Origin of the sequence: Marinomonas spartinae, from assembly GCF_900089775.1 — a bacterium.
GTDB lineage: Bacteria > Pseudomonadota > Gammaproteobacteria > Pseudomonadales > Marinomonadaceae > Marinomonas > Marinomonas spartinae.
Genome location: NZ_FLOB01000006.1, coordinates 199,846 through 219,760, shown reverse-complemented (window position 1 = coordinate 219,760; position 19,915 = coordinate 199,846). Strand labels below are relative to the sequence as shown.

Genomic DNA, 19,915 nt, shown 5'->3' with positions numbered 1-19,915 from the left:
TACTCATGTTAAAGGATATGTCCCTTCTTAAGTCTCGTTGTTTAGTCAATGGCGAGTGGGTTGAAGCAAAAGCAAAAACCACCCACCCTGTTACCAACCCAGCAACAGGTGAAACCATTATCGAGATTCCTCACCTTTCTCCTGAAGAAATCCCTGCGGTGATCGAAGCCTCTAAAATCGCCCAAAAGAAATGGGCCGCTTTACCTGCCAAAGAACGTTCGACCGTTTTGCGCCGTTGGTTTACGTTAATCATTGAAAACACCGACGACTTAGCGCTGCTGATGACATCTGAGCAAGGCAAACCCCTAGCGGAAGCCAAAGGTGAAATTGCCTATGCAGCCTCCTTCATTGAATGGTTCGCAGAAGAAGCCAAACGCCTCTATGGCGACACCATTCCGGCACCACGAGCGGATCAACGACTTACGGTTATTCGTCAGCCAATTGGTGTTACGGCGGCCATTACGCCTTGGAACTTTCCAGCGGCCATGATCACACGTAAGGCCGCTCCAGCTTTGGCTGCAGGTTGTTCGATGATTGTTCGCCCTGCTGATTTAACCCCACTTACCGCCTTAGCACTGGCGGAATTGGCGCAACGTGCTGGAATCCCAGCGGGTGTATTCCAAGTTGTCACAGGTTCTGCAAGCAAAATTGGTAAAGTATTAACCGACAGTCATGTTGTCAGCAAACTGTCTTTTACCGGCTCTACCGAAGTTGGTCGTTTATTAATGGCGCAATGTGCAGACACCATCAAAAAAGTGTCTCTTGAATTAGGCGGTAACGCCCCCTTCATCGTTTTTGACGATGCCGACTTGGATAAAGCCGTTGAAGGCGCAATGGCCTCTAAATATCGTAATGCGGGTCAAACTTGTGTGTGTGCAAACCGTATTCTGGTTCAACGAAGTGTGTATGATGCCTTTGCAGCCAAACTGACTGAAAAGGTAAAAGCCCTAAAAGTGGGTAATGGCACCGAGGCAGGGACAGAGATTGGCCCGATGATTGAAGAAAAAGCCATTTTAAAAGTCGAAGAGCACATCAAAGACGCCGTTAGCAAAGGGGCAACCTTGGTCCATGGTGGAAAGCGTCTAGGTGGCTTATTTATTGAGCCTGCCATTCTGACAGGTGTAACACCTGACATGAATGTCGCTCAAGAAGAAACCTTTGGCCCTCTTGCCCCGCTTTTCCCATTTGATACAGAAGAAGAAGCCATTGCGATGGCCAATGACACTATCTTTGGCTTAGCAGCCTATTTCTACACACGAGACCATGCGCGTATGATTCGCGTATCCGAAGGGCTTGAGTATGGCATGGTTGGTCATAACACTGGCCTGATCTCCAATGAAGTCGCCCCTTTCGGTGGTGTGAAGCAATCAGGCTTAGGTCGGGAAGGTTCAAAATATGGTATCGAAGACTATTTAGAGATGAAATACATCTGCAGTTCGATTGCATAACAACATTTCCGACTCTGTGAATTTTTGTCACTCCTCGGGCACTTTTAAGGAAGCCCGCCCGAGGAATTTATTGACGATGACATTTATATAGAGGGTTTATTAGGCAACCATACAAGGATCGTTATACTTTATTGAGAGTGCAATACAAACTTTAGAATAGCAAAACACCCCGATAGATCTTAAAATTTTAGCAGCTGTTTTTAGCAAAAATAGATTACTCGTTTTTCAACGATTATTCCTTAAAAGAATATATAATGTGATCCATTTTATGACGCAGAATAAACTCATTTAATTCGGTGATTGATAGTTTTTCTTTTAGCAAAATGGGGGGATAATGCGCTTTCACGTTAAGCTCTTTCAGCCCCATTCCTGTCATAGACCGAATACTTGATATAGCACTCATTTTATTAAGGCCAAACGAGGTATACCATAAATCAAACCCCTCCCCTTTAGGCATCCCCTCAGAAAGAGCAATATCAATGTACATCAACGGACTGTATTCTACTGGCTGCAGCTCGACCTGTTCAAAACCTTCCGGTACAGCGCGTTTCAACTTATCATCATTCATATCAATCTCAACTTCGAGTAATCACACTATATTAGGAAAAACATGACGAACAAAGGTGGATCCCCTCATTGTTCTGGTCATTGTGTAGGAAAAGACATCATCACAGGCACGTCACAGAGCGACAGTTCATTAGAACAGTCACGTCGATGTTAAAAAACAAATATCAGGAGCGCAATTACACCTCATTACACGAGATGAACCAACACTTGGGCTCAGTCTGGAGGCAAACTGGGATATTGATTCCGGTAGGCAAAAAGCAAACGTGCAGCCACCTATGAGAAAACCTAGTTGAAAAATAGATGGGGGAATTTTTAGTGATTCTAATGTAACTTTATCCAACTGAGAAAGGGCAAAGTTTTATCTATCGGAGGATTAATGTTGATTGAAGCATAAAGTGACAAATTGGACAACGAAGAATCAATGAGTTATGTAGTTTTTTGAACCATAAGTTGACAAAGAATTAAACCATAAGTTGACAACTTTTATATTGCTACCACGAAGTTAAATCAAGAACGTTGTAAATTTACAAGAATGGCACATAAAGCGTCTGAACGTGCGGTTCAGATAATTGGCGTCAACATCAACACTTACATTATCTCAGCTTGAGAGACAATTTGCCACTTCGCTGCTATGCTTGCACTCCTCTGTTTTGCATATTCTATCACATAAGACCATTGCAAAGTTAGCTAATTTATATAAATTAGCTAACTCAGCAATCAATAAAGAGATGAGCAATGGACAAGCGCGTTATCTTTAGCAACATCAAATCGGCGCTAAACACTGCGCCGCGCAACCAATACACCACCGAAATGCATCTACAAATGATCAAATACGCAGATCAATTAACAACTATTACAGCCAAGGAGTTTTGCGAAGGCGTTGGGTTAAAACCCAGTTTTGGTACTGAATTCTCAAAAATGCGTAATTTGACCGCGCGATTAAAAGCCGCTGGCTTAAACACAGACCAACTCTAATCGCTTGCTTTTACAACTCTAGGAATACACATGGCCATTAAAAAGACAGAACTCTACTCTTCACTCTGGGCAAGCTGTGACGAATTGCGTGGCGGGATGGATGCCAGCCAATACAAAGACTATGTACTCACTATGCTGTTTATGAAGTATGTGAGCGACAAGTATAAAGGTGACCCTTACGGCATGATTGTTGTGCCAGAAGGCGCAAGTTATGACGATATGATCGCCGCCAAGAACAACAAAGAAATCGGCGATAAAATCAATAAAATCATTTCCGCTCTGGCCGAAGAAAACGATCTAAAAGGTGTGATCGACGTTGCCGATTTCAATGATGAAGACAAGCTCGGCAAAGACAAAGAAATGCTAGATCGTCTAACCAAGCTTGTTGGCATATTCCAAGGCTTAGACTTATCTTCTAACCGTGCTGGCGGTGACGACCTACTTGGCGACGCCTACGAATATTTAATGCGTCACTTTGCTACCGAGTCCGGCAAGTCAAAAGGCCAGTTCTATACCCCATCCGAAGTGTCGCAGATTCTCGCCAAAGTCGTTGGCATTAAAGAGGACACACCTCAAGATGCCACAGTCTACGACCCTACCTGTGGTTCAGGCTCTTTGCTATTAAAGGCCAACGATCAAGCGGAACGTGGTTTAACACTTTACGGGCAAGAAATGGACAACGCTACCAGCGCCCTTGCCCGTATGAACATGATCTTGCACAACAACACCACCGCCAAGATCTGGAAAGGCAATACACTTGCCGATCCACAATGGAAAGAAACCAATACAAAAAACGGCACTCAACAACTAAAAACCTTCGACTTTGCTGTGGCCAACCCGCCCTTTTCCAACAAAAACTGGACCAGCGGCATTAACCCAGAAAAAGATATGTATGATCGTTTTACGTGGGGTATTCCACCCGAGAAAAACGGCGACTACACCTTTTTGCTGCATATTATTAAAAGCCTAAAAAGTACAGGTAAAGGCGCGGTGATCTTGCCCCATGGCGTTTTATTCCGTGGTAATGCCGAAGCCACGATCCGCGAGAACCTAATAAAACAAGGCTATATCAAAGGCATTATTGGCCTACCGGCAAACTTGTTCTACGGTACGGGCATTCCGGCTTGTATTATCGTGATTGATAAAGAGCACGCCCAAAAAGCGGCCACACATTTCAATAAAGAGGACGCCGACCTGCCCAGAGTCTCGGGTCGCCCAATCTTTATGATTGATGCCAGCAAGGGTTTTATTAAAGATGGCAATAAAAACCGCCTGCGCAGCCAAGACATTCATAAAATCGTCGATGTCTTTAACAAAGGTTTGGAACTAGAGCGTTACAGCCGTTTAGTCCCCATAGATGAAATTGCCAAAAACGATTACAACCTCAATATCCCACGTTATATCGACTCTTCTGAGCCAGAAGATTTACACGATTTAAGCGCTCACCTACAAGGCGGCATTCCAAACCGTGATATTGATGCGCTTAAGCATTACTGGCAGGTCTTCCCTAGTATTCGAGCCACCTTATTCAAGCCTGCACGTACGGGTTACAGCCACGGTATGATTGAAGCCAGCCAAGTAAAAAGCAGCATTTTGGCCCACCAAGAGTTTAAAAACTTTGCCGCACGCAGTGTATTGCCTTTCAAACAGTGGATAACAGAAGCCAACCTAACCAATATAGTAGTGGGTGATAAGCCTAAATCTTTCATTTTTAACATCTCAGAAAACTTACTCGCCCGTTACGCCCATAGTGAACTATTGAGCAAATACGATATTTACCAAATCCTCATGGATTACTGGGCCGATACCATGCAAGACGATGTGTATGTATTGGTACAAGACGACTGGCAAGCGGGTAATAAATTACGTGAATTAATTGCCCCCAAGAAAGGTAATGGGCAAGGTGAAAAACTTAAAGAAACGCCTGACCTCATCATTAATAAGAAAAAGTACAAAGCCGAGCTTATACCACCTAGCTTAATGGTTGCTCGCTACTTTGCCGACCAACAAGCCCAAGTAGACGCCCTACAGGCTGCACAAGATGAAGCTACCCAAGCACTGGAAAGCTATTTGGAAGAACATGGCGGTGACGAGGGTTTATTGGCTGAAGCCCTAAACGAGAAAGACAAAATCACCAAAGCCAGCGTTGCTGCCAGAACTAAGCTAGCAACTGACATTGATGAAGTTGAGGCACTGAAACAAGCCACCAAGCTATTTAACGCGGAAGCTAATGCCAAAAAAGCCGTTAAAGAAGCCCAAGAAGCGCTCGACCTAGCAGTCTTTAACCAATATCCAAAACTGTCTATCGAAGAGATCAAAACACTCATTGTGGAAGATAAATGGCTTGCCACATTACAAACCAATATTGTTGCCGAAATTGAGCGCGTGACCCAACAAATGGCAAATCGCGTTAAGCAACTGGAAGAGCGCTATAGCACACCATTACCAACTCTCTCTAAATCAGTTGATAAGCTAAGCGATAAAGTCGCAGGCCATCTAAAAGCAATGGGCTTGGCGTGGTCGTTATGAGCGTAATTGAGCAAGAAGTTCCAGATGGATATAAACAAACTGAGGTTGGGATTATTCCTAATGATTGGGAATGTGTCTCAATTGGAGAGCTAAATCCTTTCGTGACAAGTGGTTCTAGAGGTTGGGCTTCGTATTATTCAGAGTTTGGCAATCCGTTTGTCAGAATAACAAACATGGAACGAAGTTCGATTTACCTAAATATGAATAGTACGAAATTTGTGTCTTTACCTGCAAACTCAGCAGAAGGAAGACGAACTTCTTTAAAAGATAGCGATATTCTAATTTCAATTACTGCTGATATTGGAATATGCAGTTATGTTGACAGTAAGTTAGCTAAACCAGCCTTTATAAACCAACACATAGCACTAATCCGCTTTGAAAACTCACTTATAAACCCTAAGTTCATTGCATACTTTCTTTCTTCTGAAGCAGTTCAAAAGCTATTTCAAGGCTCAGCCGACCAAGGAGCAAAGGCTGGAATGAACTTAGAATCAGTAAAAAAGATAAAAACAGCCCTCCCAAAACTAGAAGAACAAACCGCTATTGCCAATGCCCTATCCGATGTGGATGCGCTATTAACGGAATTAGAAAAGCTGATCGCGAAAAAACAAGCGATTAAAACCGCCACCATGCAGCAACTGCTAACAGGTAAAACCCGTTTACCTCAGTTCGCCTTTTATTCTAATAATGAAAGCGAAGAAGTTGCCACTAACACCGAAGGTGCTGTCGAAGGAAAGAGCCAAGGCGTTCCTAAAGGTAAGAGCAAAGGCACAAAACACAGCGAGCTAGGCGAAATCCCTGTGGATTGGGAAGTTAAAGAGCTTGGGAGGGTATGTATTTTAAAAAGTGGCCTCGGAATAACCTCAAAGGATATAAATTCAGATAGTCAATTCCCATGTTATGGAGGAAATGGTCTTAGAGGTTACACCAAGACTTATACTCATGAAGGTGATTTTGCGCTTATAGGCCGACAAGGTGCTCTTTGCGGAAATATTCAGTTTGCTAGCGGCAAATTTTTTGCCTCGGAGCATGCACTTGTAGCAACGCCAAGCAAGGGTAACGATGCTAAGTGGTTAGCAATTTATCTTGAGAGAATGAATTTGAATCAATATTCAGAATCATCTGCTCAACCGGGTTTATCAGCTGAAAAACTGAGATTGCTAAAAATAATAGCACCAATACCAGAAGAACAAACCGCCATCGCTACCATCCTTTCAGATATGGACAGCGAAATCCAAACTCTTGAACAACGCTTGGCGAAAACCCGTCAAATCATACAAGGTATGATGCAAGAGCTGCTCACAGGGCGCACTCGATTGCCGTATTAATGAACAGGATGTTTTAAATGCAAAACAATAGCAATAATCACAGTGCTGGCTCTATGGTTGCAATTGAGAACTTGTTTTCAAAGTTTCAGTATGCCCTATCACAATCTCATGACGAAAATGTCACAGATTTTATGGAGCAATTACATCAGTTAGTACAAGGTAATAACGCACTTATTTTAAAATCAATGACTGAGTTATTGCCGCTGCACTTTTTTGTTGATGACTATCAGCGCGGTTATAAATGGACACCTCAGCAAGTTAAAGATTTACTCAATGATATTGATGAATTTACTGTTACTCAAAGTGGTTTCTATTGTTTGCAGCCTGTAGTTGTGAAATATCAAGCACCGCAATCAAGCAAAGATAAATCAAGTTGGGAACTGATTGATGGACAACAACGAATGACAACCAGCTATATGATTTTGTCATTCCTACAACACAGTAAATTCACCATTGATTACCGTACACGAAAAAGTAGTGGTGAATTTTTAGCCTATCATTTGCCGAGTACATTACAAAGTGAGTCATGGCAAGATTATATAGAAAATTATGATTCAGAACTCAATGAGCAAAAATTAAGCTCAGGACTTTCTAGTTGTAATTTAGATAATGTTGATAATTATCATTTTTATACTGCATATTGCACTATTGCTAAGTGGTTTGAAAATAAAAACGATCAGCAAAAGCAAGGTTGGCTTAATAAGTTTTTAAATCATACCAAAGTTATTTGGTATGCAGCACTGGATATGGATGCAGCGCAAAATAAACAAAAGTCGATTGATATTTTTATGCGTTTAAACAGTGGCAAGATCCCGCTGACTAACGCAGAACTTATTAAAGCACTGTTTTTGCATTACGCTAATGCCGAAGAACTCACTGAGGTGGCTAGATTAAAACAGTCGCAGATGGCGCAGCAATGGGATTCTATTGAGCATTCATTACAAAACCAAGATTTTTGGGCTTTTTTGCAACCCTACAACAAGGAAAATAAGCACGCCAACCATATTGAACTACTGTTTGACCTACTTACCAATAAGCCAATTCATAAAGCCAATACCCTCGAAAGCCAAGATGCATTCTTCTCGTTTAACCATTATTACCGCGAATTAAAACAAGCAGCTAATAAAGCTGAATTTATTGACTATCAATGGCACCAGCTAAGACAAGGGTTTTATCGCTTACAGGAATGGTTTGAAAATGATGAGCTTTATCATTTAACAGGATTTTTAATCACTCGCAGTATTTGTAACATTCAAACGTTATGGAAAATGTCTGAAAGGGTGACAAAATCTGAGTTTGTAAAACTGCTAAAAGCACGTATTGCAAAAGAGCTTGTTAAATATTTTACTGACGAAACTAAAAATCAGACCTTTAGCGCATTGCAATATGGTGGCAATCGTCAGCATATTATTTCGGTGCTAATTCTATTTAATATTGCAGCCCACAGAAAACAAGGTACAAGACTTTCTTTTAATACCTATGCCAATACGCAGTGGGATATAGAGCATATTCACGCACAAAACTCGCAACAGCTTGATGATTCAAGAGAGCAAGACATTTGGTACTCATCACAGCAAGCACTTATTGAAAGTGAAGATATTCCAAAGGAAAGCAAAGCTCAGTTGCTCGACTCACTTACTCAATGGAATAGCTTAAGAAAAATAGCCACTGACGATGAAGAAAATAGGTTAGCGCTTAAAGCTTCACTTCAAGAATATACAAAACAGCTTGGTGATGTTGTAGGTGTTCTTAAAGAAGAAGAAATGGATGGACTTGATAACTTGTGTTTACTTTCTGCCAAAGTAAACAGAGGTATAGGTAATGCTATTTTTGCGCAAAAAAGGAAACTCATTTTACAGTATGAAAAAGGAATTAATGGCAAACAAAAGCAGTGTTTTATTCCTATTGCGACAAAAAATGTATTTTCTAAATTTTATAGCGAAAATGTGTCACATATGCACCAGTGGTCAACTGAAGACAGAAAAGCTTATCGCAACGAGTTAATTGCATGCTTTAACTTTTATAGTGTCATGGAGGGACTAGCATGAGTATGAAAAAGACATTTTGGCAATTACTTGACGAGCATGCCATTAGCATACCGATTATTCAACGAGATTATGTACAGGGTAGAGACGATAGTAAGACAAACCAAATAAGAACTGAGTTTATTGCTGATCTATTTACCATGATCAACGACCCGAAAAAAAGCCAAGATCTCGATTTTATTTATGGCTCAGTTAAAGATGACCACCTGATTTTGCTAGATGGCCAGCAACGTATTACCACGTTATTTTTGCTCCATTGGTACATTGCAATTGGCACGGGCAACCTTACTACTGCAAAAAGTAAATTGGCTAAATTTAAATATGAGAATCGAGTCACCTCTAAAGAGTTTACGCATTCATTACTACGTTTCAGTGATGATATTGTAATTCAAGAAATAGAGGGAAGATTATCTGAAACGCTTTTTGATGCGAGCTGGTTTTTCTCGGTATGGAAAGACGATCCAACGGTAAAGGCCATGCTAGTAATGCTAGATGAGATCCATCGGGTATTTAAAGCTGCACTTTCGCCTGAGTTATGGAATATGTTGATTTGTAGTGAAAAGCCACCAGTTACCTTCCATTTCCTAAACATGGATAATTTTGCCCTAACAGACGAACTTTATATAAAAATGAACGCTAGAGGGCAGGCTTTGACAGAGTTTGAAAACCTAAAGGCATGGTTGCAAGGTTATGTTAACCGCTCTGAAGAGATCTGTTTAGCTGAAGATTTTTGGTTGAAGCTCGACAAATCATGGACAGACGTTTTTTGGAAAATGCGACCTAAAGGCAGTACTGAGGTTGATGATACTTACTTACGCTTTTTTAAAACCATTGCCCTAACTCAATTTGTCTCCACCATTGAATATGCGAGTAAGAAGAATGAAAAAGAATATGAAAGCGTTGTAAGCCAATTGCGCGACAATTCTTACTTTGGTCATTCGCAGTATGAAACATTGAAGTGTTTTTCAAATACTTCCTTAAATAATACTTACCAATTCCTTGATTTTATTCACGACATACAATTTAACTTTGACGGTGAAACTTTTATTAAATATAAAGTGCTAAAAACCTTTAATGAGGGTATCAATAAAAACGGCTATTTGGAAAAAGTTCGTTTTGCTTCGCTTTATATTTTTGTTTGTATTAACCCTTTTTTTAAAAACATCAATACGCTCTCTCATGAGGATATGAAGAACTTAGTGCATTGGTTAGAGGTTACAGAACGACTTATAAACAACACAGCTTACGACTCTGCGACAGATTATGTAAATGCAGTAAATTCGCTTTCTAGTTTGGCTAACAAACTCTATTCAAATGTTTTTACTAATTTAGCCAAGCTTGAAAACAAAGATATCCAATTCTTTAATGAACTACAAAGAGAAGAAGAAATACTTAAAGCGCAACTTATTATCAATGATGAGCAATGGCTAAAAGCGTTCAAACCCTACCACGAGCATAGTTACTTTTATGGTCAAATTGGGTTCTTACTTGATTCATGCAAACATGAAAGTGAAAGTTCGTTTTGTATAGATACATTTAAACGTAATGCCAACAAAGCCTCAGTATTATTTTCAAGCGAAGTGCTTGAAAGAAAAGACTATCTACTACATAGATCACTATTAACTTTTGGCGACTATTTTGTTTGGCAAGGAAGAAATAAAAACTTTTGTAAAAATGTTCAAAGCAATGCTCGTGATCGCAATGAAAACTGGCGCAGTGTATTTAATGATAAATCTCATAGACAAAAGCTCCTATTTCAACTTTTAGATACACTTGATGAAGGCCATGAAATAAAGGGTATGGAACATCTTATTGAGAATTCAAAAGTGACAGACTGGCGCAAGTTTATTATTGATGAACCTGAAGTTCTTAAAGATTGCAGAAAAATGTGCGTTCGCTTTGATTACGATGAAAGTGGCGAAATATATTTACTGTGTAGCCAAAGAATGTCTGGCTCTCATTATGGGTTATATAGTTACTTTATCTTCCTAAAACTAAAAAATTTAATTAAAGACTCTAGGCCAGAACTAACAAGTTTATTAAAGCACGAAACTAATTATGATTTTGTTTCCGGTGATAATGATGTGCCCAGCGTACATTTCAAGAGCTGGAAAAATGGTGATCTTTTTTTCTATTTCAACAAAACGTTTACCTATGAGTTATGGCAAGACGATAAAGAAGCTATCTTTGAAGATGATGCATCAACAAAGGCGTTAAGCAAATTTTCCTATGAGATTACTGGACTAAAGGAAATGTCAGTATGAGCAATGTCGGTCAGTTAGAAAGAAGTACACAAAACCGAGTGGTTAAGTTCTTTAAAGACCAACTGGGTTATGACTATTTGGGCAATTGGGAATATCGCGAAGGCAATAGCAATATTGAGTTTGGCTTATTGACTCAGTGGCTTAAAGGTCGTGGTGTTTCGGAGGCACTGATAACACGAGCATTACGACGCTTGGATTCCGCTGCGGCATTGGGTGAAGGTAAAAAGCTGTTTGATGCCAATAAAGAGGTGTATCGTCTTTTGCGCTATGGCGTAAAGGAAAAGGAAGGTGCAGGTGAACTAAACCAAACCGTTTGGCTGATTGACTGGGAAAATCCAGAAAGAAACCACTTTGCCATCGCAGAAGAAGTGACGATAAAAGGCACGCAGCTCTCTCCTAAAACCAAGCGTCCTGATATTGTGATTTATGTGAATGGTATTGCGCTTGGGGTGATCGAGTTAAAACGTTCTTCGGTTTCGGTAAGTGAAGGCATTCGCCAAAACCTAGATAATCAAAAGAAGGACTTTATCCGCAATTTCTTTACAACCATGCAGTTGGTCATGGCGGGGAATGATACCCAAGGCATTCGCTATGGGGCGATAGAAACGTCAGAAAAATACTATTTAGAATGGAAGGAAGCAGAAAAACCGAATACGCCACCTCTTGCTAAAACCTACACCACAACCATTCTGGATACTCATATTGCTCAGCTCTGTAACAAATATCGTTTTCTGGAGTTGATTCATAATTTTATTGTCTACGATGCAGGCATCAAAAAGACCTGTCGTCACAACCAGTTCTTTGGCGTTCAAGCCGCGAAGCAGCATATTAAAAATCGTCAAGATGGCATTATTTGGCATACTCAAGGCTCAGGTAAGAGTTTGACCATGGTGTGGTTGGCAAAGTGGATACGAGAAAATGTGACGGACTCTCGTGTGCTTATTGTGACCGACCGGACAGAGCTTGATCAGCAAATTGAAAAAGTGTTTTCTGGGGTCGATGAAGCCATTTATCGCACCAAGAGTGGCAGTGATTTGGTCGCGACGTTAAATCAGCCGAATCCTTGGCTATTTTGTTCTTTGGTGCATAAATTTGGTCGTCATGGCGAATCCACTACCGAGGAGCAAGATTTAGAGGCGACTCAATCCTACCTAGATGAACTCACCGATCATTTACCCAGTGACTTTGTCGCCAAGGGTAATGTGTTTGTTTTTGTTGATGAGTGCCACAGAACTCAATCGGGCAAACTGCATGAGGCCATGAAAAATCTCTTACCGGACGCCATGTTTATTGGCTTTACCGGTACGCCACTTATGAAAAAGGACAAGAAAAAATCCTTAGAAGTGTTTGGCCCCTTTATCCACACTTATAAATTTGATGAGGCAGTTAGCGATGGTGTGGTACTAGATCTGCGTTATGAAGCACGAGATATTGACCAACATTTAACCTCCGAGAAGAAGGTAGATCAATGGTTTGATGCAAAAACCAAGGGCTTATCTAATCTAGCCAAAATGCAGCTTAAACAGAAATGGGGCACGATGCAGAAAGTGCTCTCTAGTAAATCGCGTTTAGAGCAAATCGTCAGCGATATTCTAATGGATATGGAGACCAAGCCCGCCTTGATGACCGGACGAGGCAATGCCATGTTGGTGTGCGCCAGCGTTCATCAAGCCTGTGTGGTGTATGACCTCTTTAGTAAAACGGACTTTGCCGGTAAGTGCGCTGTGGTAACCAGCTACAAGCCAGAAACGAGCTCGATTAAAGGTGAAGCCTCGGGTGAGGGGTTAACCGAAAAGCTGTTTAAGTATGACACCTACCGTAAGATGCTGGCCGACTACTTTGAGCAAAGTGAAGATGAAGCCGCAAAACGGGTGGAAGAATTTGAACTTACAGTGAAGAAGCGTTTTATCGAAGAACCCGGTCAAATGCGTTTATTGATTGTTGTGGATAAGCTCCTAACAGGGTTTGATGCGCCTTCGGCAACCTATCTTTATATTGATAAAAAGATGGCTGATCATAGCCTGTTTCAAGCAATCTGCCGTGTAAATAGATTGGATGGCGAAGAAAAAGAGTACGGTTATATTATCGACTATAAGGACTTGTTTCGTTCGCTGGATAAAGCCATTAAGGACTACACCGCCGAAGCGTTTGATGGTTACGATGCGGAGGATGTTAAAGACCTTTTGAAAGATCGCTTACAAGATTCTCGCTCAGACTTAGATAATGCGCTAGAAGCTGTGAGGATGCTTTGTGAGCCAGTCAAAGCCCCTAGAGATACCATCGACTTTATTCACTTTTTTTGTGGTATCTCTGGTGCAGAACCAAAGGATGAAAACGAACGCACCGAGAAAGAAGCACTGCGTTTAACACTTTATCAATCGGTCGCTAAATTGATTCGCGCTTATACCAACCTCGCTAATGAAATGGAACAGGCAGGCTACACATTCGAACAAGCAGAAAATATTAAGAACGAAGTCGCCTATTATGAAAAAGTACGTGACGAAGTGAAATGGGCGAGTGAAGACAACCTTGATATGAAGCGCCTTGAGCCCGCTATGCGTCATCTGTTAGATATGTATATTCGTGCGGATGATAGTGAACTATTAATAGATTTCAAAGAGTTTGGCCTGATTGACTTAGTGGTGAACAATAATGGTGAAGGACTCGACTCTTTACCTGAAGGTCTACGTCAAAGCGAAGAGGCAATGGCCGAAGCCATAGAAAACAACGTCCGCAAAACCATCATTGACGAAAACCCAGTCAATCCAAAATATTTCGATAGCATGGCTTCACTGTTAGACGAAATCATTCAACAGCGCAGACAGCAAGCCATCAGCTATCAAGAGTATCTTGAGCAAATCCGAGAGCTTGCCTGCAAAGTAAAGAAGCCAGCAGAAAATAGCTCAAAAAACTACCCAGAATCGGTAGACTCCCCTGCGAAACAGGCTATTTTCGATAACTTTGGTCAAAATGAGACCCTTACTGCAAAAATTGATATGGCTGTGCGTTTTACTAAAAAAGCAGACTGGCATGGAGACCGTTTCAAAGAAAGAGAAATCGCTAATGCTATCCGAGAAGAGACCGCTGACTATGATGTAAACATCAGCGAATTAATGGAGCTTATTAAAGCACAAAAGGAATACCGCTAGTGGCCAGTCCGAAGTCGAATAGAAACGCTGTAGAGCTCATACAAATTGGCGATGTAGAGGTGGAGATACATAGGCGAAATATCAAAAACATTCATCTTAGTGTCTTGCCTCCCAATGGCAGAGTTCGTCTTGCCATTCCGAGTACGACAACTGAACAGAAAATTCGACTCGCCATCATTAATAAACTCAGTTGGATAAAAAAACAACAAGCAGACTTTAAGGGCCAAGAGCGTCAGTCTGTCCGTGAAATGGTCAATGGTGAATGCCACTATCTTTGGGGGAAGAAATACCGCTTAGAACTCACCCACTCAGACGGGAAACACCGTGTGCTCGCAAAAGGTAATGGTAAATTAGAACTCGCCACCGCTCACAATACGACGGCTGACAATAAGCTTAAACTGCTTAACCGCTACTATCGTAACGAGATACAAGGCTCGCTAGCCAAACTACTCCCCTATTGGCAACACAAACTCAATGTTGAAGCAAATTCTGTCAATATCAAGAAAATGAAAACCAAATGGGGAAGTTGTAACATTCAGGCAAAACGAGTTTGGCTCAATCTCGAGTTAGCCAAAAAGCCTCCTGAATGCTTGGAGTACATTCTCGTGCATGAATTGATACATTTACTTGAGCGCCACCATAACCAGCGCTTTCGCTCCCTAATGGATAAGCACCTTCCAAACTGGCGCGAACGCCGAGACTTACTCAATAGTTTACCTTTGGCTTATGAAGACTGGAGTTATTGAGCGGCTTGCATAATCATTGAGCGATTTTTTCTGCAAAGAAATTTGTAGATAGTTTTATTTGGACTAGGCTAGCGAAGATTGCATTTATGTCAGCATATACTGCAAATTTGACAACTTATGGAGTGAATTTACAATGGGGAGATTAAGGTGGCATCTCCACCAGCCGCACCTCGGCACACAAGTCCACCGCTGTGGCTGCTTCCTTCCGGACCTGACCAGATTAACGGTTTATTGTTGCGAGGGGACCAGCAGAGACACCATAAAGGAGGCCTGTTGACCTTGGGGCGAGATTATACGCATCTAATCTGAGATATCAACACGCTTTTTTAACTTTTTCAAACGCTTAGGCTTTCCTTTCATCAAATAGATGTTTTGGTCCACTCGCCCTTCTCTATCCCCTACTTCCCTTACTAACTTCGCCCTCGGCTCCCAGCTAACGAAGAAAAGTCACTTAAGGGATAAAATGCACTTTCTATCCATGCTCTTAGAAGGCTTGTCTATAGTCGCAAACTCACCGTTTACGGTATTCTTTGCGTATTTGCTGTAATATATGCGCCATTATGAATAAAGGAGTGGCTACTTGAAGCTATTTGTTAACAACCTGACCCAGGTCGATCTATCCTATTTTGATGCCCAACGTGGCCTTTTAGGTGAAAGCTGGCAAACAGATGTCGTGCTAACAGGTAAATTAAACGACGAGAGCATGATTTGCGATTTCAGCATCGTTAAAAAGCAAATTAAAAAATGGCTGGACGAGCATATCGACCATATGCTGGCGATTCCTGTGAATCATCCCAATGCACATCTTACGGATATGACTCAAGGCCGTGTGTCCTTTCAATTTGATCACGACGATGGAAGCCGCTTTCGCTGCGACGCCCCCGTACAAGCCATTTGCGCCCTCCCTATGGAGAATATCACGCCGCAAACCGCCGCCAGTTGGGTAGAATCACAGATTCTGGATCTATTACCTGCTGAATTAGAAGCGGTCAGTATTCGCTTTACACCTGAGAATATCGAGGGCGCGCAATACCAATATAGCCATGGGTTGAAAAAACACGCAGGTAATTGTCAACGCATCGCCCATGGCCACCGTTCTACCATTAAGATCTATAGCGATGGTCAGCAAGATAGCGAGTTGGAAAACCAATGGGCACAGCGTTGGCATGATATTTATCTCGGCACAGAAGACGATCTACTGGGTATCATTGAAGAGCATGGTCACCACTATCACCATTTCGGTTATGTTAGTCAGCAAGGCTTTTTCGAGCTGACCATTAACAGTCAGCAAGTTTATATGCTGAACGGTGATACTACCGTTGAATCCTTGTCCGCCCATATTGCACAGACACTAGCGGAAGAAAATCCCGGCAAACACATCGAGGTACATGCCTTTGAAGGGATTGGAAAAGGGGCGATTTCTGAAAAAACCTTCCTTAAGGACGTCGACGCATGAGCTTAAAAGACTACGAACACCTAAAAAAAGGTGAAACCTTTTCCCTAGACACTCTTTTTGCGAATTTAAAGACAGACAAAGACGGTCTCGTCGCGGCCATTGCCCAGCAACACGATACAGGTGAAGTCCTCATGCTCGCCTATATGAATGAAAAATCCATTCGTGAAACCCTAGAAACGGGTCAAGTGTGCTATTGGTCACGTTCTCGTCAAACTTACTGGCGCAAAGGTGAAAGCTCTGGCCACCGCCAATCTTTAGTGTCTATGTCTTTTGATTGTGACGGCGATGCCATTTTATTGCAGGTTGATCAAACGGGACCCGCTTGCCATACCAACAGGCGGGATTGCTTCTTCTTTAAAGTAGACGGCGATCGCATTGTCGTTGACTCGGCACCAGTTGATAAATAACACAAGAAAACAGCCTAGTCTTACCCTTAAGAGCCTCTCGTTCTTGGGGTAAGTTTAGCGTTCTTTGGCCTATTGCGCTGTGCTTGTCGTGTTAATTCCGTTTCTCCCTCTTTCTTCTCCTACCTGTTCTACTTTCCCTTTGATTAAAACAAAAGCGTCTTTAATCCATTTTTTAATAGACAAAATTATTTGTAAAGTATTAGACTGATTTCGTCCTAAAGGTGTAAATATATGTAACTTTTAAATGGAAGTAAGGGCGATGCCTCATGAAGGGGGTAACAACAATAACAAGCCTTCTCTCTTAATGAATACATAAACAACCTTCCCTTAAATAACCAAGATTCCGAAAGGTGTTATTGTGAAAAATATTTCAGTTCGCACCAAGATATTGTCAATCATTGCACTCTTTACTCTCGTCATTATTGGAACCAATCTCAACTCTGCCATTTCTAGCCGTCAGGTATCGTCTGACTTACAAACCTTATCAAAACAAAGCTTAGATCTGCTCAGTAATCTTGAAAAAAGTAGGCAGTTATTACTTCAGCAATCCGTTGAATTTGAACGCGGCTATTTTCAGGTGCTAATAGCAAAATCCATGGGTAACTATGGCAAGGATAGAGTCCAAGAGTCTGAGGCAAAATTTAAAGGCTATACAGACCAGCTTATTAAGAGTATCCAGAAAGTAAAAGCAACCTTGGCAAGCATGCCTAAAAATCAGCTAAAGACAGACCTCGTGGCACAAATTGACGACTTAGAACAACTCCAAAGCCATTTTTTAAGCTCCTCCCTAGAAACCTATTCGTGGTGGGTCAAACTCAATACGATGAAAGGGAACAAACCTAGAAAAGCCGCCGCCGCGACCTTGCACAAAATCAATACAACGATGGATGTTATCCTGCCTACTATTGATCAATACGATGCCAGCCTCGCTACTAATAAGAAGAAGCAGCTTAACCAAAACATTTATACCAGCTCTAGCATTGCTGTAGCATTGATTATCGTGGGTATTATTATTAGCTGGTTTATTATCAATGGCATCTGTACACCTCTGAAGCTGGCCGTCAAACGGGCAGAAGAAATTGCCTCAGGTGAATTAATCAACACTAGCAATAAGCAAAGCAAGCCTCGAAAAGACGAAATAGGCGCCCTTGAAAGTGCTATGAATAAGCTGGTAGAGCAATTAAGCGGTATTCTTCACGAGGTCTCTGAATCCAGCAACAAACTGACTAGCGCGGCTCACCACCTTAACAGTATTACAGACGATTCCTCTAAAATGGTAGACCAACAGCATCGCGAGACCTCTCAAATATCGAATGCGGTACAAGAAATTCAATCTACCGCCACCCATGTGTCTGAATCCACATTTGATGCCCGCGAAGCCGCACAGGCGGCCGAAGAAGCCGCTACGAGTGGCACCAAAATTGTTAATGGAACAATAGACAGCATCACCCAACTGGCGCAAGAGCTTGAAAGTTCAGTCAATAGCATTAATGAACTACATGAAAACACCCATGAAATCAGCAATATTCTAAATGTGATTCTAGACATAGCAGAACAAACGAATTTGCTGGCCCTCAATGCGGCTATTGAAGCGGCAAGAGCGGGTGAACAAGGTCGAGGGTTTGCTGTAGTAGCCGATGAAGTGCGCCAGCTTTCCCATAATACCCATGGTGCTACTCAACAAATTGAGCAAATGATCAACCGACTACAAAGCGGTGCCTCTAGTGCCGTTGAAGCCATGAACATCAGTCATGGGCGCTCGCTTCAAGTGGTAGAACAAGTTAGAAACGAAGAAACTTCCCTAGCGAATATTCATCAGTCGGTATCTAAGATACGCGATATGAACGATCGCATTTCCACCACAGCGGAAGAACAAGCACAAGTCACCAAAGAAGTCAGTCAGAACGTAATGAACATTACTGACATCGCTACGAAAACAACCGACTCCATTCACTCAATCAGTGAGTCAGCAGAGCAATTAGCCGACCTCGCCAGTCAACTTTCCACAAAAATTCGCTATTTTAATGTATAAAATCCTATACAATAATTTAATAACTATAAGGAAGGTACTTTACCTTCCTGTTTTATTTTGGAGATAAGCATAAATGTGTCGCTGGATGGCATATCAAGGTGACCCTGTCTACCTTGAGTCCCTACTATTTGAACCTGACCACTCTCTTATTCATCAAAGCTTAAGTGCTCGAAAATCCGAAGTCACCGTTAATGCAGACGGCTTTGGCCTTGGCTGGTATGACGAACGAGAAGAGCCAGGCCTCTACCATGAAATTTTACCTGCATGGAGTGATTGCAACCTAAAAAGTCTCGCGCGCCATATCAAAAGCGGGTTATTTTTTGCTCATGTCCGCGCATCAACGGGTACGGCCACCAATCGCTCAAACTGCCACCCTTTTGGCTATAAAAACTGGTTGTTTATGCATAATGGCCAAATTGGTGACTATGAAGCGTTACGTTGGCATTTGGATCGTTTAATACCTGAATATTTGTATAACGAACGCAGAGGCGCAACCGATTCAGAAGTTATCTTTCTTTTGATGGTTGCCAATGGCTTGGAGACGGATCCAGAAGATGCGATCTCTAAAACGATTAAACAAATTCTGGTGTTGATGGATAGTAAAAATATTACCGAGCCGTTTCGCTTTACGGCGGTACTGTCTAACGGAAAAGAACTGTTTGCTGTGCGTTTTTCCAGCGATGAACATGCTCCCAGCTTATATTGTAAAGCTTTTGAGAAACATATTGTGATCGGTTCTGAGCCGTTGGAATTATCAGGAGAAGGCTGGACCTTGATCCCAGAGGGATATATGGCCAGAATCGCAGGTCAACAATACATAACGCAACCACTGCCTCATTTTCTGACCGAATGACCCCCCTCGATCTCAACAATAACCCAAGCGTCGTCATGCGAAGCGGGAAACGATACAGAGGCCTTTCTAGCAGGACCAGATGCCGCTTATGTCACGGGTCAAGCCATCAATAGTGA

Annotated in this window: 13 protein-coding genes and 1 other RNA gene; 12 read left to right on the top strand and 2 right to left on the bottom strand. The window is 41.8% G+C overall.

From position 1 onward, the window contains the following. The first annotated feature begins 5 nt into the window (after nt 1–5). Complete coding sequence (locus MSP8886_RS14100) at nt 6–1,448, top strand: NAD-dependent succinate-semialdehyde dehydrogenase (RefSeq protein WP_217491352.1); 1,443 nt, start codon at nt 6–8, stop codon at nt 1,446–1,448. A gap of 232 nt (nt 1,449–1,680) precedes the next feature. Here the strand turns inward: MSP8886_RS14100 and MSP8886_RS14095 are convergent, their stop codons facing one another. Next, a complete protein-coding gene (locus MSP8886_RS14095) occupies nt 1,681–2,016 on the bottom strand; it encodes a ribosomal protein L7/L12 (protein WP_067017510.1) in 336 nt (111 codons plus the stop codon). Between the two features lie 734 nt (nt 2,017–2,750). Here MSP8886_RS14095 and MSP8886_RS14090 point away from each other — a divergent pair. The 7 genes from MSP8886_RS14090 to MSP8886_RS14060 are packed head-to-tail and all read left to right on the top strand — an operon-like array spanning nt 2,751 to nt 15,051. Next, nucleotides 2,751–2,990 carry an HTH-like domain-containing protein gene (locus MSP8886_RS14090; RefSeq protein WP_067017508.1) on the top strand — a complete coding sequence of 80 codons (240 nt, stop codon included), beginning with the start codon at nt 2,751–2,753 and terminating at the stop codon, nt 2,988–2,990. A gap of 30 nt (nt 2,991–3,020) precedes the next feature. Further along, complete coding sequence (locus MSP8886_RS14085) at nt 3,021–5,519, top strand: type I restriction-modification system subunit M (protein ID WP_067017506.1); 2,499 nt, start codon at nt 3,021–3,023, stop codon at nt 5,517–5,519. Further along, nucleotides 5,516–6,847 (top strand): restriction endonuclease subunit S, encoded by a 1,332-nt coding sequence (locus MSP8886_RS14080; RefSeq protein ID WP_067017504.1) that lies wholly within the window; start codon nt 5,516–5,518, stop codon nt 6,845–6,847. Before MSP8886_RS14085 ends, MSP8886_RS14080 begins: the two co-directional genes overlap by 4 nt. Nucleotides 6,848–6,864: 17 nt before the next feature. Then, the gene (locus MSP8886_RS14075) at nt 6,865–8,895 is read left to right on the top strand and encodes a DUF262 domain-containing protein (protein ID WP_083200962.1); all 2,031 of its coding nucleotides are present in this window, start codon (nt 6,865–6,867) and stop codon (nt 8,893–8,895) included. Then, nucleotides 8,892–11,156 (top strand): DUF262 domain-containing protein, encoded by a 2,265-nt coding sequence (locus tag MSP8886_RS14070; protein ID WP_067017502.1) that lies wholly within the window; start codon nt 8,892–8,894, stop codon nt 11,154–11,156. The genes MSP8886_RS14075 and MSP8886_RS14070 overlap by 4 nt, the downstream gene beginning before the upstream one ends. Continuing rightward, a complete protein-coding gene (locus tag MSP8886_RS14065; protein WP_067017500.1) occupies nt 11,153–14,305 on the top strand; it encodes a type I restriction endonuclease subunit R in 3,153 nt (1,050 codons plus the stop codon). The genes MSP8886_RS14070 and MSP8886_RS14065 overlap by 4 nt, the downstream gene beginning before the upstream one ends. Beyond that, nucleotides 14,305–15,051, top strand: coding sequence for a M48 family metallopeptidase (locus MSP8886_RS14060; RefSeq protein ID WP_067017498.1), 747 nt, complete (start codon nt 14,305–14,307; stop codon nt 15,049–15,051). Before MSP8886_RS14065 ends, MSP8886_RS14060 begins: the two co-directional genes overlap by 1 nt. 154 nt (nt 15,052–15,205) lie before the next feature. Here the strand turns inward: MSP8886_RS14060 and ffs are convergent. After that, nucleotides 15,206–15,302, bottom strand: an RNA gene (gene ffs, locus MSP8886_RS14055) — signal recognition particle sRNA small type. Between the two features lie 329 nt (nt 15,303–15,631). On the opposite strand from ffs, the gene MSP8886_RS14050 reads away from it, so the two are divergent. From MSP8886_RS14050 to MSP8886_RS14035, 4 genes are all read left to right on the top strand, one after another. Then, on the top strand, nt 15,632–16,507 hold the full coding sequence (locus MSP8886_RS14050; protein WP_067017496.1) for a 6-carboxytetrahydropterin synthase: 876 nt from the start codon (nt 15,632–15,634) through the stop codon (nt 16,505–16,507). Beyond that, nucleotides 16,504–16,914: a phosphoribosyl-AMP cyclohydrolase gene (hisI, locus tag MSP8886_RS14045; protein WP_067017494.1), complete on the top strand. Its 411-nt coding sequence runs from the start codon at nt 16,504–16,506 to the stop codon at nt 16,912–16,914. The genes MSP8886_RS14050 and hisI overlap by 4 nt, the downstream gene beginning before the upstream one ends. Nucleotides 16,915–17,272: 358 nt before the next feature. Continuing rightward, nucleotides 17,273–18,946, top strand: coding sequence for a methyl-accepting chemotaxis protein (locus MSP8886_RS14040; protein WP_067017492.1), 1,674 nt, complete (start codon nt 17,273–17,275; stop codon nt 18,944–18,946). A gap of 73 nt (nt 18,947–19,019) precedes the next feature. Continuing rightward, nucleotides 19,020–19,799 carry a class II glutamine amidotransferase gene (locus MSP8886_RS14035; protein ID WP_067017490.1) on the top strand — a complete coding sequence of 260 codons (780 nt, stop codon included), beginning with the start codon at nt 19,020–19,022 and terminating at the stop codon, nt 19,797–19,799. The last annotated feature ends 116 nt before the right edge of the window (nt 19,800–19,915 follow it).